Source organism: Leisingera sp. McT4-56 (assembly GCF_020514995.1).
GTDB lineage: Bacteria > Pseudomonadota > Alphaproteobacteria > Rhodobacterales > Rhodobacteraceae > Leisingera > Leisingera aquaemixtae_A.
Genome location: NZ_JAJALF010000001.1, coordinates 573,780 through 587,920 on the forward strand (window position 1 = coordinate 573,780; position 14,141 = coordinate 587,920).

Here is a 14,141-nt window from a genome sequence, read left to right on the forward strand (position 1 = left end):
GGCCCCTGCCGGCCGCACAGCTCCCTTTGAAACAAAAAAGGCGGCCGGGAACTCCCGGCCGCCTCTTCTTTTTCTGCACCTTCAGCGGGCGCTATCAGTCGCTCGCGGTTGCGGACTCGTCAGCAGCGCCGGTTTCGCCGGCACCGCTCTGGTTCAGCAGTTCCTCGGCGGTGGTGGTTGCGCTGTCCAGCGCCTCGCTGGCAGCATCCTGGGTGGCATCAGCCGCGCCTGCGGCGGTGTCCGCAGCGCTGTCAACTGCAGTGGCTGCCGCATCTGCTGCGGTGCCGGAGGCCTCTCCGGCCGCTTCAGCAGCACCGTCAAGCGCGTCGCCCACGGTTTCCGAAACCGCACCGGCGGCCTCGTTCACTGCATCCTGCGCCGCCTCAACCGCGGCGCCTGCGGCCTCGGCCCCGGATTCGATCGCCTCTTCCACGGCCTCAGCCGCGTCCTGCGCCGCCTCTTCCGCCGGCGCTGCAGCCGGTTCTTCCGCGGTTTCCGGCGCGGTGCTGCTCTGCTCTTCCTGCACTGCAGGCGCCTCCGCCGGGGCGGGCTCCTGCGCCTCCTGGCCGGCCACCAGCAGGTAGGCGACCACCGCTGCGGCACCCAGCCCCAGCACGATCAACAACTGTTTCATAATCCTCTCCTTGCTCCTGCCGGCCTGCGGCAGGCCGGGGCCGCTCCTGTCGCGGCATCTGCCCTGCCAGATGGCGATGCGGGAGCCGCGGCTCAAGGGGGAAGTTTGCGCCATCCGCGTCACGGGCGGCCCGCTGCCGCCGGCCCGCGCAAAACTGGCGGAACGCCGCCGCAATGGCGGTTTTTCAGGCTGTTGCGCCGCGGCTTTGAAGCGGCGGCCGCACCGAACCTGCCGCCGTTTTCAGGGCCATTTGCAACATGCGGCCTTGAAATGCGGCTTTCCTGCCGCCATACCGCCCATAACGCTTGAATCACACGCGCGGGGGCAGTAGCGTTCCCGCACTTTTTGCAATGACAGAAGGATCGCAGTCATAGCCCGCAGACCTCATAACGCGCCGCCGCAACGAGACACCGGCCCGCGCGTCAACGAAAAAATCCGCGCCCCCGAAATCCGCCTGATCGGCGCCGATGGCGAAAACGTCGGGGTTGTGCACCCGGCCAAGGCCATGGACATGGCGGCTGAGGCCGGACTTGATCTGGTTGAAATCTCGCCCAACGCCACCCCGCCCGTGTGCAAGATCATGGACTTCGGCAAGTTCAAGTACGAACAGCAGAAGCGCGAGAGCGAAGCCCGCAAGAAGCAGAAGATCATCGAGGTCAAAGAGGTCAAGTTCCGCCCCAACACGGACACCCATGACTACGACGTGAAGATGCGCAATGTGGTCAAGTTCCTGGAAAACGGCGACAAGGTGAAGGTCACCCTGCGCTTCCGCGGCCGCGAAATGGCGCACCAGAACCTGGGCCGCGAACTGCTGGAGCGGGTCGCCGAGGACATCAAGGAAATCGGCAAGGTCGAGAACATGCCGAAGATGGAAGGCCGCCAGATGATCATGATGATCGGGCCGCTCGCCAAGAAGTGATGCGTCTCTGACATACCGACGACAATCAAGCGCAGCCGCATTTCCGGCTGCGTTTTTCTTTCCCGGCTCTCTTTTTCAGCATTGGTATTTCCATGCCGTCTTCCAAATCTATGCAGCCCGGCCTTCGTGCCTTTCTTTTCCTGGCCCCGCCTGCTGCTCTGCTCGGGTATTTGGCGCTGCCGTTTCCGCTGACGCTTTGCGCTCTGGCCGTTCTGTCTGCGGCCGCCTGCCTGCCAATGGCCTTTGCGCACCCGCTGAAGCAGGCGGTGTCCTGGCAGCTGTGGCAAGCGTGGCGGGGCATGCTGTGCGGCCGCAGCAATGTGCCAAAGGACCAGGCGCGGTTGCTCGTGGCCTGGACCGCCCTGAGCGGACTTTCCGCGTCCCTGCTGGTGTATTTTCTGGCCTTCGAAGCCGCCTTTCGTACAGGGCAGACAGCAAGCCGTCCCGAATATCACGCCGCACAGTTGCTTGGGATTGTTTTTGCCCTGGCCTATGCGGGCATGAAGCTGTGGAGCAGGAAGGTTCTGCGCAGCACAAACAGAAAGCGCGCCTGACGCAAGCGCGCTTTCCCGGATCCCAAGACCGCTCTAATCAGCCCGCGGCCGCCACTGCCCGCTTGGCCATCACCCCAACCAGATGGGCGCGGTACTCCTTGGAGCCGTGCAGGTCGCCGATCATGCCGCCCGCATCCACGCTGAGGCCGTCCAGCGCGTCCGGCGCAAAGCTTGCATCCAGCGCCGCCTCGGCCTCGCGCCAGCGGAACACGCCCTCCTCTGACGCGCCGGTGACCGCCACCCGCACGCCCGCCGCATATTTCGCCACAAAGACGCCCACCAGCGCAAAGCGCGAGGCAGGCTGCAGGAACTTCTGGTAATTCGCCTTCTCCGGCACCGGGAAGCGCACCGCGGTGATGATTTCGCCTTCGTTCAGCGCGGTGTCGAACAGCCCCTGGAAATACTCGTCCGACGGGATTTCCCGGGTGTTGGTGACGATGGTCGCACCGCTGCCGAGCGCCGCCGCCGGGTAGCAGGCGGCCGGGTCGTTGTTGGCCAGCGAGCCGCCGATGGTGCCGCGGTTCCTGACCGCAGGGTCGCCGATATGGCCGGCCAGATCCGCCAGCGCCGGGTAACTGGGTGCCGCGGCTTCGGCCACTTCGGCATGGGTGACGGCGCCGCCGATGGTCAGCATGCCGCCGTTGTCGCTCAGCTCCTTCAGCTGCGGAATGCCGGTGAGGGAGACCAGTTTCGACGGCATCGCCAGCCGCTGCTTCAGCGTCGGGATCAGCGTCTGGCCGCCGCCCAGCGCCTGCGCGTCCTCATCCGCCAGCGCGGCCACGGCCTCGGCGACGGTTGAGGGCTTCTCGAATTCGAATTCATACATTTCGTATCCTTTCTGAAAACCGGCGCGCCGGCTTTCATCTTTCCGAAAATACTCCGGGGGTATGGGGGCAGCGCCCCCATGAGCCCTTACCCGTTCATCGCTGCCCAGACCCGCGCAGGCGACAGCGGCATGTCGATATGGGTGACGTTCTTGCCACCCGACTGCAGCGCGTCGATCACCGCGTTGACCACCGCCGGCGGCGAGCCAATGGCGCCGGCCTCGCCGCAGCCCTTCACCCCCAGCGGGTTATGGGTGCAGGGGGTCTGGCAGGAATGGTCCACCTGGTAGAACGGCACGTCATCGGCCCTTGGCATGGCGTAGTCCATGAAGGAGGCCGACAGCAGCTGGCCGTCCGCATCATAGGCGGCGTTTTCCAACAAGGCCTGGCCGATGCCCTGCCCCAGCCCGCCATGCACCTGGCCGTCAACGATCATCGGGTTGATGATATTGCCGAAATCATCGGCGGCCGAGAACCGCTCGATGCTGACCTTGCCGGTGTCGGGATCCACCTCCACCTCGCAGGCATAGGCGCCGGCCGGATAGGTGAAGTTGGCGGGGTCGTAGAACGCGGTCTCCTCCAGCCCCGGCTCCAGCTCCTCCAGCGGGTAGTTGTGGGGCACGTAGGCCGTCAGGCAGACATCGCCCCAGGCCACCGACTTGTCGGTGCCCGCAACTGTGAACTGGCCGTCCTTCAGCTCGATATCGGCGTCCGAGGCCTCCATCAAGTGGGCTGCGATCTTCTTGGCCTTACTGATGATCTTCTCGGTCGCCCGCACCATGGCCGAGCCGCAGACCGCGATGGAGCGCGAGCCGTAGGTGCCCATGCCGAACGGCACCCGGCCGGTGTCGCCATGCACGATGTCGACCATGCTTTCGTCGATGCCGATCATGTCGGCCACCACCTGCGGGAAGGAGGTTTCATGCCCCTGCCCGTGGGAATGAGCACCGACCATCACGCTGATGGAGCCGGTGGCGTTCACCCGCACCGTGGCGGCATCATAAAGCCCCGCACGGGCACCCAGCATGCCGACGATGTTGGAGGGGGCGATGCCGCAGGCCTCGATATAGCAGTTGATGCCAAAGCCACGCAGCTTGCCGTTCTTCTCGCTGTCGGCGCGGCGGGCGGCGAAGCCTGCCACATCGGCGACCTGTTCCAGCTTGTCCATCGTCGCCACGTAATCGCCGGTGTCATAGGTCAGCGCCACCGGGGTTTCATAGGGGAACTCGGTGATGAAGTTCTGGCGGCGCAGCGCAATCGGGTCGGCGCCCAGCTCGCGCGCGGCCTTGTCAATCACCCGCTCCAGCTGGAACGTCGCCTCCGGCCGGCCGGCCCCGCGGTAGGCATCGACCGGCACCGTGTTGGTGAACACGGTCTTGACGTTCACCTGCACGATGGGCGTCTTGTAGTTCCCCGCCATCAGGGTGCCGTGCAGGTAGCTGGGCACCGAGGTGGAGAAGGTCGAGAGATACGCGCCCATATTGGCCATCGTATTGGTGCGCAGCGCGGTGAAGTTGTTGTCCGCGTCCAGCGCCAGCTCGATCTTCGTCACATGGTCGCGGCCATGGGCGTCGGAGATGAACGCCTCCGCCCGGGTGGAGGTCCATTTCACCGCCCGCCCGCAGGCCTTGGCGGCGAAGGTGCAGAAGGCTTCCTCAGCGTAGTGGAAGATCTTGGAGCCGAAGCCGCCGCCCACATCCGGCGCGATCACCCGCACCTTGTGCTCCGGCAGGCCCAGCACAAAGGCGCACATCAGCAGACGGATCACATGCGGGTTCTGGCTGGTGGTGTGCAGCGTGTATTCGTCGGTGGCGCGGCTGTAGTCGCCGATGGCCACACGCGGCTCCATCGGGTTGGCGACCAGGCGGTTGTTGACCAGCTCCAGCGTGGTCACATGCGCGGCGCTGTCAAAGGCCGCCTGCACCGCTTCGTCATCGGGGTTGCCGAACACCCAGTCATAACAGAGGTTTGAGGTCAGATCCTCATGCACTTTGGTGGCATCTTCGGCCAGAGCGGCCCCCATGTCGACCACCGCAGGCTTGTCGCTGAGGCTAAACTCGATGGCTTCCGCCGCATCGCGGGCCTGTTCCAGCGTATCGGCGACCACCGCGGCGACGATCTCACCCACATGGCGGATGGTATCATGCGCGATGATCGGATGGCGCGGCTCCTGCTGCGGATTGCCGTGGCGGTCGGTGACGCCCCAGCCGCAGGGAATGCCGCCGACTTCGGCGAAATCGGCGCCGGTGAAAATCTTCACCACGCCAGGCATTTCAGCCGCTGCAGATGTGTCGATGGAATTGATGGTGGCGTGGGCCACATCCGCGCGCAGGAAATGCACGTAGGCCTGGCCGTTCACGTTGATGTCGTCGGTGTAATTCCCGGCTCCTGTCAGGAACCGCACGTCCTCGCGCCGCTTGGGGCTGGCGCCGATGCCTTGGTCCTTGGGCATGTCTGATCTTTCCTCCCTGGAGGGTGCTGCCTCTGGCGCACCTCTTGGTCAAATTCTCCTTGTCCGTTTCAGGCCGCATCCGGCCTGGGCCGTCGCAATTTATTCCGCCGCGATGGAGGAGACGTCCTGTCCCGAGGCCGCCATGATCGCCTTGACGATATTGTGGTAGCCGGTGCATCGGCACAGGTTGCCCTCAAGGTAGTCGCGGATCTCCGCCTCGGTGGGCTTGGGGTTGTCCTTCAGCAGCGCCGCCGCCGACATCACCATGCCCGGGGTGCAGAAGCCGCATTGCAGCCCGTGGTGGTCCTGGAATGCCTGCTGGATGGTGTTCAGCGAACCGTCAGCATTGGCCTGGCCTTCGATGGTGGCGACCTCGGCACCCTCGGCCTCCAGCGCCAGCATGGTGCAGGCCTTCACCGCCTTGCCATCCACATGCACCACGCAGGCGCCGCATTGGCTGGTGTCGCAGCCCACATGGGTGCCGGTGAGCCCCAGGCTGTCGCGCAGGAATGATGACAGCAGCGTGCGCCCTTCAACGTCGCCGCTGGCAGCCTTGCCGTTCACGGTCATGGAGACCTTGGCCATAGTACCCTCCCTTTAGCTTGTTCTTGTCTGGCTGAGGGGAGTTAAGCACGGGGACCCCGATCCGCGAAGTGTTTTCCGGCGGGGCTGCAGCGCAAATTCGCGTCAGCAGGGCTCACCTATGGTTGTGACCTTGCGTCATATTTCACGCGCCGCGCTGCGGCATCAGCCTTCTGCATCGCGGCGCGGCATCGGCCGGGTGGGGATTTCCTTTAACAGCCCGCCGACACCCATGGCGGCAATATCGGCGGAGCTGACAGGCAAACCGCAGATCACCCGCTCCAGCACCCAGTCGGCGCCATTGAGAGCCGGAGAGCGGGCGCAGCCCGGCAGGCCGATCACCGGCTTGTCCTCGTATGCGCCCAGGAACAGCAGGTTGCCGGGGTCAACCGGCATTCCGAAGCGGGTCACCGTGCCGCCTGCGCTGCGCAGCGCCTCCGGCGCCACGTCATGGGTGTCAGAGGTGGCAGAGCCGGTCAGCACCAGCACCAGCTGCCCCGGCGCGTTTGCAATGGCCTCGGCCAGCGCATCCTCGCGGTGCGGCACCACCACCCGCGGCGACAGGCTGAGCCCCAACCGGTGCAGCCGCCCTGCCATCGCGGCGCGGCCCTTGTCCGAAGGAGTCTGTTCGCTCACCTGTGTTTCGATCAGCGTGGCGGAGGAAAGAACCGGCGGCAGCACCCGGATCGCGTCCCCCGCCCCGTCGCTGGCGCGGCGGACGGCGTCGGCGGCGACGCCATAGGAGATGATCTTGATCGTTGCCAGCATGCCGTCCGCATCCGCCCGGTGATAGTCCGGCACGGTGGCGACGGTGATCATCGGATCGACCGCGTTGACCCTCTCCAGCTTGTCCCGGTCCAGCCGCACTACACCGGCGCCCGTTGCATAGAGATTCACCCGTCCGGTGCCAGCACCGGAGATGCGGATGCCCTGCGCAGACGGGTCCGGTACCAGCGCCTTGGCCAGCGCCTCCGCCGCGGCATCCTCGTGCATGTCCGCGGAGTCGAGCCGGGCAACGGTCAGTGTCTCGTGGCCCGCGGCAGAAAGGTCCGCAAGGTCTTCACCGCTCAGCACCGTGCCCTTGGCGATCTTGCGGCTGGCGCCCTGCAGCGAATGCGCGAGGATGGCGCCCGCGGCGTCCTTCAGGGGAACCGGGCCGAACCTCATGGCTGCTTGCCACGCAAAACGGCGGTCATTTCCGCGAGGATCGAGACGGCGATCTCCGCCGGGCTGGCGGCCCCGATATCCAGGCCGATAGGGCCGTGGATTCGGTTGATCTGCGTCTCGGTGAAGCCCGCCTCCTGCATCCTTGCGACGCGGGCGGCATGGGTTTTCTTGCTGCCCAGCGCGCCGATGTAGAACACATCCGCCGCCAACGCCGCCTGCAGGGCCGGGTCGTCCAGTTTCGGGTCATGGGTCAGCAGCACCAGCGCGGTGCGGCTGTCGAGACCGAGCTTCTGGACCGCCTCATCCGGCCAGTCGTCCATCAGCGTCTCGCCGGGGAACCGCTCAGACGAGGCGAAGGCTGCGCGCGGGTCGATGATCACCGGGTCGTAGCCGGCAATCCGCGCCATCGGCACCAGCGCCTGGGTGATGTGGACCGCGCCGACACAGACCAGCCGCAAGGGCGGGTTGTGCACGGCGACGAAGGTCTTGCCGTCCTCCTCCAGCCCGGAACGGTCCAGGCGCATCCGGTCCGGGTACCCGCCGCGGGCCAGGCGGCGCGCGCCGGTTTCCAGGTTCACCTCATAGGCAACAGGGGCGCGGCTGGCGCGGGCCTCAACCAGCTCTTCCAGCAGGTCTGCTGGCAGCGCGGTGCCGATCGGCTCCACCAGCACCTTGATGGTGCCGCCGCACGCCAGGCCGACGGCAAAGGCGTCCTCGTCGCTGACGCCGAATTCCAACAGCCGGTGCTTGCCGTCCTCCAGCGCCTCCAGCGCCTCGACCACCACCGCGCCTTCGACACAGCCGCCGGAGACCGAGCCCTCGATCCTGCCATCCCCGGAAACCACCAGCTGCGACCCGGCCCGGCGCGGGGCGGAACCCCAGGTCTGCACCACCGTCGCCAGCGCAGCGCCAGTGCCTGCGCGGTGCCAGTCCAGCGCGGTTTCCGGTGCGTGCTCGAATTGGTCGGTGTGCTGCATCTCGCGTCTCTCCCAGCGCCTTGACGGCCTCTGCCTTCAAACCTCGGCGCTGGCAGGGCAAGTTTCAAGCCGGAACCGCCTGCGCGGCACAGGAAAGCGCCCGCCACCCCCTAGGCGGACGCTCCCCTCTGCCCCGTGCGCAGCTTATGCCGCAGGCTGCGCAGCCGCTTTCTGCGGCACCAGCCGTTCCGGCAGGGCAAAGGCCAGGGCGATAAAGCAGAGGCCGAGGAAAATACCCAGAAGATCGCCGGGCAGCGCCGTCAGCCCCTCGTATTTGGCGCCTGGCACCGCGCCCAGGGTCACCTTGCCGCCTGCGATGCTGTCCAGCAGGCCGCTGGCCTTCCACGCCGGGTATGTGACCATATAGGCAGCCGCGCCCAGCAGCCCGCCGGCGATGAAGAACAGCGCGTCCTTGCGCCCCGATGCGGCGGCGACCACGCCGGTGCCGGGGCAGTAGCCCGCCAGCGCCCAGCCCGCCCCCAGCAGCAGACCGCCAAGGAAGACACCGGCATAGGCTGCCTTGACCGACATGTGCCCGACGTCCACCAGCCCTGCCGCCTGGCCGCCGAACATCAGCACCGAGCCGGTGCCGATTGCCAGCAGGATGGCCTTGGCCAGGTTCAGGTTGGTGAGGTTCAGCATCTTGCCGATATAGGCGGGGTTGGACGCCCCGATCCGGTCCAGCACTGCGCCAAAGGCGGCGCCGATCACAATTGCCAATAGGATGGTTGTCATGGCTTAGGCCTCCTTCTTGAACAGCAGCAGCGAGACGGGGATGGCGGCGGCAAAAGCGCCGGCGGCGAAGATGTAGCCGGACAGCGCGGTCTGCATCATGCCGGACATCATGTGGCCGGAGGTGCAGCCGCCCGCCAGCCGGGCGCCGTAGAGCACGATGAAGCCGCCGAGGAAGGCCGCGGCGTAGCGTTTCGCGGGGCTGTCCCCGAAATTGGCGCGCCACAGGGCGTGCACGCTGCGGTCCGCCCGCGCGATGCCGCCGCGCAGCCTGGCAGACACCAGCCCGCCCAGCGCCATCGCCAGCACGAAGACAAAGCTGTAGTTCAGCGGATCGGCGACGGACTTGGCATATTTACCGCCCGATTTCGCCAGATAGTCATTGGTCGAGGTGTATCCGTCCGCGGTCTGCGTCACCAGTTCCGGGTTCACCGCATCCCAAAGGATTCCGTCGAGGATGACAAACTGCGTCGACACCCCGATGGGTTTGACGAGCCAGACAGCCAGGAAGAACACCAGCCCCAGCAGCAGCCCGCCGGTTTTCCAGTTCAAAGGCATGATCACTCCTTTCGCGCATCATATTCACGTTCCAGAATACATTTCCGGGCGGAGTGCGAATTGACACAGATCAAGTCACATTCACTTTAGTGAATTTGTAAAACAGCGCTCAGAGCAGCGCCATCAGCCGGGCCTTCTCGCCCGCATCCGAGGGGCTGGAAATCACCTGCGCCAGATCCTGCAGCGAGGCGATGGAGTGTCCGGCGCGGAAGCTGTCGGTATAGGGCAGCATGGCGCGGATGCCCTGCGCCTTGGGGGCAAAGCCGTCCCAGCGCAGCAAGGGGTTCAGCCAGATCAGGCGGCGGGAGGAGAGTTGCAGGCGCTGCATCTCGCGCGCAAGCCCTGCCGGATCGCCGCGGTCCAGCCCGTCGGTGATCAAGAGCACCACCGCGCCCTGTCCCATGACGCGCCGCGACCAGTCGCGGTTGAAGGCGTGCAGGCAGTCGCCGATCCGCGTCCCGCCCTCCCAGTCCTGCGCCTCTGCCCCCGCTGCGGCCAGCGCGGCGTCCACATCGCGCTGCGCCAGGTGGCGGGTGATGTTGGTCAGACGGGTGCCGAAGGTGAAGCCGTGCACCCGCGCCCAGCCCTGCCCCTTGGCATTGGCGGCTGCGTGCAGGAAATGCAGGATGATGCGGCTGTACTGGCTCATCGAGCCGGAAATGTCGCAGAGCACCACCAGATTGGGCCAGCGGATGCGGCGTTTCGCGCGGGCGATCTGCTGCAGGTCGCCGCCCTGCCGCGCCGCATTGCGCAGGGTGCGGCGCCAGTCCGCCCGCTGCCCGCGTTTTGCGGCCATCAGGCGGCGGGACTGGATCGGCGTCACCGGCAGTTTCAGCTGCGCCAGGATGCGCTTGGCGGCGGCAACCTCCGCCGTGCTCATCTGCTCGAAATCGAGGGTTTTCAGGCGTTCCTCTGCCGAGGCGGTGCGGGAGGCGTCGATGTCTATTTCGGTGCCGTCCGGCTCCTCCCCGGGGATGTCCGGCTGCTCCAGCATGCCGTCCAGCAGCGCCTCTGCCGCGCGTTTTTCGGCGGACTTGGCGGGCCGCTCCTCCTGCACGCCGCGGATCGCGGGCAGCATCGCGGCCATCATGTGCTCAAGATACCTGGGGTCGCGCCAGAACAGGCGGAACACCTGGGCGAACACGGTGCGCTGCTCCGGCTTGGTGACGAAACAGGCGTGCAGGGCCCAATAGAAGTCCTGCCGGCTGGTGAAGCCCGCTGCCGCCACCGCCCGCACCGCATCCAGCACCCGCCCCGGCCCCGCCGGCAGCCCGGCCTTGCGCAGGGCGCGGGCGAAATGGGTGATGTTGCGGAGCAGCTTGGGATTGTCCGGCAGGGGGAGCGGCGGGTAGTCAGGCACTAGTGCTCATGGGGGCGCTGCCCCCATACCCCCGGAGTATTTTGGGAAAGATGAAGCATCAGGCCGCGTCCAGGCTGGCCTTGGCCTCATCGAGGATGCGCTTGGCCTCGGAACCGTGCAGCCGGGCGATGTCGTCCTGGTATTTCAGGATCGCGCCCAGGGTGTCGGCGATCACCTCGGGGCTGAGGGCAATGACGTCGAGCGCCAAGAGGCAATTGGCCCAGTCGATGGTTTCGGCAACGCCGGGTTTCTTGAACAGGTCCTCGGTGCGCAAGGCCTGCACGAAGGCGACGATCTCGCGGCTGAGCTGTGTGCTGGCTTCCGGCGCGCGGGCGTTCAGGATTTCGACCTCGCGGGTGAAATCCGGGTAATCGACCCAGTGGTAGAGGCAGCGGCGCTTCAGCGCGTCGTGCACCTCCCGCGTGCGGTTGGAGGTGAGGATGACGATCGGCGGCTCCGGCGCCTGGATGGTGCCAAGTTCGGGGATCGTCACCTGGAAGTCGCTGAGCGCCTCCAGCAGAAAGGCCTCGAACGGTTCATCGGTGCGGTCCAGCTCGTCGATCAGCAGGACGGGGGCGCCGTGCTCGTCGGGGCGCATCGCCTGCAGCAGCGGCCGTTCGATCAGGTAATCTGCGGAAAACAGTTCGTTCTGCAACGCGGCGCGGTCGGCGCTGCCCGCGGCCTCTGCAGTGCGGATCGCCACCATCTGGGCGGCGAAGTTCCATTCATAGACCGCGCTGGCGGCATCCAGGCCCTCGTAGCATTGCAGCCGGATCAGGCGGCGGCCGAGGCCCGCGGCGAGCGCCTTGGCGATCTCGGTCTTGCCGGTGCCGGCCTCGCCCTCCAGGAACAGCGGGCGGCCGAGTTTCAGCGACAGGAACACCACTGTGGCCAGCGCCCGGCCGCAGACATAGCCCTGGGCTGAGAGCAGTTCCTGAACCTGTTCGATGGATTGTGCCTGCATCTGAAGCCTCCCCTTGCCCCGCCCAACAGGCCACGGGCGGGCGTATCGGTCAAGCGGCGGGTGCCTGCGACGCTGCGGCCCGGATGCGGCGCGGGAGGGTTTGTATCGCCGCCGCCTTCGGGTAAGACTGGCGGCAAAGCAAAGAAGGCCGAGGCATGAGCAAGACACCCTACAGGCTGCAGCGATTGGCAGCACTGCCCGGCGGGCAGGTGTAAAGATGCGGGTGCTGGCCATCCTTTGCGTGCGCAACGAGGGCGCCTTTCTGCTGGAATGGCTGGCCCATTACCGGGCGGCGGGGTTCACGGATTTCCTGGTGTTTTCCAACGATTGCCAGGACGGCGCGGATATGATGCTGGACCGTCTGGAAACGATGGGGCAGCTGGCGCATGTGCGCAACGACGGCCCCTATGGCGGCGAGGGCATCCAGTTCACCGCGCTGAAGATGGCGGACAAGCACCCGCTGATGAAGACCGCCGACTGGGTGCTGATCGCGGATATCGACGAGTTTCCCTGCATCAAGACCGGCGATGGAACGGTGGCGGACCTGCTGGCGGCGCTGCCGCAGGCGGATGCCATCACCCTGACGTGGCGGCTGTTCGGCAATGGCGGCGTGGCGGCGTATGAGGACCGTCCGGTCACGGAGCAGTTCACCCGCTGTGCGCCGGAGGTGATCCACTGGCCCTGGCGGGCGGTGATGTTCAAGACGCTCTACCGCAATGACGGCACCTATGGGAAATGCGGCGTGCACCGGCCCCGCAGTGTGAAGGACAAGGCGCGGCTGGAGGGCTATCGCTGGTTCGACTGCGAGGGGCGCGAACTGGGCGGGACCTTCAAGACCAAGCGGCTGTTTTCCGATTACGGCCAGCCAAACACGCGGCTGGCGCAGCTGAACCACTATCCGCTGGGCGCGATGGAGAGCTATGTGGTGAAGGCTGACCGCGGCCGGGTCAACCGGCAGGCGGGGCTGGGCATGGACTACTGGGTGGAGCGGAATTACGGCACCTGCGAGGACCGGTCGATTGCCCGCTATGCCGCCCCGCGCGGCGCGCTGCAGGCAGAGCTGATGGCGGATGCGGAGCTGTCCCGGCTGCACCGCGAGGCGGTGGCCTGGCGCAAGGCGCGGTTCCGGGAGCTGATGCTGGCGGAGGAAAACCGGGCGCTGTTCACCCGGCTCATGATGACGCCGCCTGCGCGCCCGCTGGATGCGGCACAGGGCGCGCAGATGTGCCGTTTTGCACTGCTGGGACAGGCGGCTGAGGGCGGCGGGCAGGCGCGTTAGGAGCCGGCAATTGCCCGCCGGCGGCAGTCCGCGAGACAGTAAAGCGGCCTGAGTTTTTCCAATTTTAGCCTTATTTGTCACCTAACCGTAAATTAACAAACGCGCCGCTAGGCGTATGGGGGTACCAAAGGTGGCAGTCATGCAAGACGGACTTGAAAATCTGGATGAGGACCTCTCCGGTCTGAAACCGGCCCAGTGGAAGGCCCGTATGGCTGCGCTGGCGGAAGAGCATGGCATGTACCAGCCGCTGGGGGCCAAGCATTTCGCCACCTTCATCGACCAGGGCAATACCCTCCTGGTGACGTTTGAGACCATTCAGGGCATTCACAACCTGTCGGACCAGGCCCAGCCCCTGGGATTCGACCTGGTGAAGAACCTCGGCTGGTCGCATATGTGCGTGATATCCGACGGCGACACCTGGTTCCGCGAAGATCTGATCTACGGGTTTTTCGATCAGCTGATCGACGACGGCTTCTTTGACGAGTTCGACAACGTGATCTTTTACGGTGCGGGCCCCTGCGGCTATGCGGCGGCGGCCTATTCGGTGGCTGCGCCCGGCGCCACCGTGGTCGCGGTGCAGCCGCAGGCGACACTGGACCCGCGGATGACCGAATGGGATGACCGCTTTGCCGAGATGCGCCGCCTGTCCTTCACCGACCGCTATGGCTATGCGCCGGACATGGTGGATGCGGCCGGCCAGGCCTATGTGATCTATGACCCGCAGGAGAAGCTGGACGCCATGCATGCGTCGCTGTTTGCCCGCAAGAACGTGACCCGGCTGCGGGTGCCCTATATGGGCGACGCGGTGCAGACCCGGTTAATCGAGATGGAGATGCTCTATCACATCCTGTCGCTGGCGGGCAGCGGCCGGCTGAGCAGCGCCGCCTTCAGCAAGCTGTTCCGCAGCCGCCGCAACAACTCCTTTTACCTGCGCAACCTGCTGGGCCGGCTGGAGCGGGAACAGCGCAGCTGCCTGGTTGCGCTGCTGTGCCGCAACGTGACCGAGCGGATGCGGGCGCCGCGGTTCCGCCGCCGCCTGCAGGAGCTGGAGCAGCGCGCCGAAAGCGGCGAGTTCCGGATTCCGCCCAAGCGCTGACCAGCTGCGGAACCGGCGCAATCCGCCGCTTTGTTTCGCCGCC

General features: G+C 66.2%; 14 protein-coding genes. 4 read left to right on the forward strand and 10 right to left on the reverse strand.

Features of this window, described 5'->3' with window-relative positions; all coding sequences use genetic code 11:
- Window positions 1-94 precede the first annotated feature (94 nt).
- Window positions 95-634, reverse strand: coding sequence for a hypothetical protein (locus LHL23_RS02775; protein ID WP_226428711.1), 540 nt, complete (start codon window positions 632-634; stop codon window positions 95-97).
- Window positions 635-1,091: 457 nt separating this feature from the next.
- On the opposite strand from LHL23_RS02775, the gene infC reads away from it, so the two are divergent.
- Together infC and LHL23_RS02785 are read left to right on the forward strand one after the other, a co-directional pair.
- Window positions 1,092-1,553: a translation initiation factor IF-3 gene (gene infC / locus LHL23_RS02780; RefSeq protein ID WP_319005196.1), complete on the forward strand. Its 462-nt coding sequence runs from the start codon at window positions 1,092-1,094 to the stop codon at window positions 1,551-1,553.
- Between the two features lie 92 nt (window positions 1,554-1,645).
- On the forward strand, window positions 1,646-2,107 hold the full coding sequence (locus LHL23_RS02785; protein WP_226428712.1) for a hypothetical protein: 462 nt from the start codon (window positions 1,646-1,648) through the stop codon (window positions 2,105-2,107).
- 37 nt (window positions 2,108-2,144) lie between these two features.
- Here LHL23_RS02785 and LHL23_RS02790 read toward each other — a convergent pair whose 3' ends face one another.
- The 9 genes from LHL23_RS02790 to LHL23_RS02830 form a co-directional block, all read right to left on the reverse strand.
- Window positions 2,145-2,933, reverse strand: a complete 789-nt coding sequence (locus tag LHL23_RS02790) for an FAD binding domain-containing protein (RefSeq protein WP_226428713.1) — start codon at window positions 2,931-2,933, stop codon at window positions 2,145-2,147.
- 86 nt (window positions 2,934-3,019) lie between these two features.
- Window positions 3,020-5,383, reverse strand: a complete 2,364-nt coding sequence (locus LHL23_RS02795) for a xanthine dehydrogenase family protein molybdopterin-binding subunit (RefSeq protein WP_226428714.1) — start codon at window positions 5,381-5,383, stop codon at window positions 3,020-3,022.
- Between the two features lie 99 nt (window positions 5,384-5,482).
- Complete coding sequence (locus LHL23_RS02800; RefSeq protein ID WP_226428715.1) at window positions 5,483-5,968, reverse strand: (2Fe-2S)-binding protein; 486 nt, start codon at window positions 5,966-5,968, stop codon at window positions 5,483-5,485.
- Window positions 5,969-6,130: 162 nt separating this feature from the next.
- Window positions 6,131-7,132 (reverse strand): molybdopterin-binding protein, encoded by a 1,002-nt coding sequence (locus tag LHL23_RS02805; RefSeq protein WP_226428716.1) that lies wholly within the window; start codon window positions 7,130-7,132, stop codon window positions 6,131-6,133.
- The gene (locus LHL23_RS02810) at window positions 7,129-8,109 is read right to left on the reverse strand and encodes an XdhC family protein (protein WP_226428717.1); all 981 of its coding nucleotides are present in this window, start codon (window positions 8,107-8,109) and stop codon (window positions 7,129-7,131) included. The genes LHL23_RS02805 and LHL23_RS02810 overlap by 4 nt, the downstream gene beginning before the upstream one ends.
- Window positions 8,110-8,253: 144 nt before the next feature.
- Window positions 8,254-8,844 carry a DUF6691 family protein gene (locus tag LHL23_RS02815; protein WP_226428718.1) on the reverse strand — a complete coding sequence of 197 codons (591 nt, stop codon included), beginning with the start codon at window positions 8,842-8,844 and terminating at the stop codon, window positions 8,254-8,256.
- A 3-nt stretch (window positions 8,845-8,847) separates the two neighbouring features.
- A complete protein-coding gene (locus LHL23_RS02820; protein ID WP_226428719.1) occupies window positions 8,848-9,399 on the reverse strand; it encodes a YeeE/YedE thiosulfate transporter family protein in 552 nt (183 codons plus the stop codon).
- A gap of 109 nt (window positions 9,400-9,508) precedes the next feature.
- The gene (locus LHL23_RS02825; protein ID WP_226428720.1) at window positions 9,509-10,759 is read right to left on the reverse strand and encodes a vWA domain-containing protein; all 1,251 of its coding nucleotides are present in this window, start codon (window positions 10,757-10,759) and stop codon (window positions 9,509-9,511) included.
- 58 nt (window positions 10,760-10,817) lie between these two features.
- Entirely contained in the window at window positions 10,818-11,723 is a 906-nt protein-coding gene (locus LHL23_RS02830; RefSeq protein ID WP_222475140.1) for an AAA family ATPase, read from the reverse strand.
- Window positions 11,724-11,940: 217 nt separating this feature from the next.
- On the opposite strand from LHL23_RS02830, the gene LHL23_RS02835 reads away from it, so the two are divergent.
- Together LHL23_RS02835 and LHL23_RS02840 are read left to right on the forward strand one after the other, a co-directional pair.
- Window positions 11,941-13,002, forward strand: a complete 1,062-nt coding sequence (locus LHL23_RS02835) for a glycosyltransferase family 2 protein (protein ID WP_226428721.1) — start codon at window positions 11,941-11,943, stop codon at window positions 13,000-13,002.
- Between the two features lie 139 nt (window positions 13,003-13,141).
- Entirely contained in the window at window positions 13,142-14,098 is a 957-nt protein-coding gene (locus tag LHL23_RS02840; protein ID WP_226428722.1) for a phosphoadenosine phosphosulfate reductase, read from the forward strand.
- Window positions 14,099-14,141 lie beyond the last annotated feature (43 nt).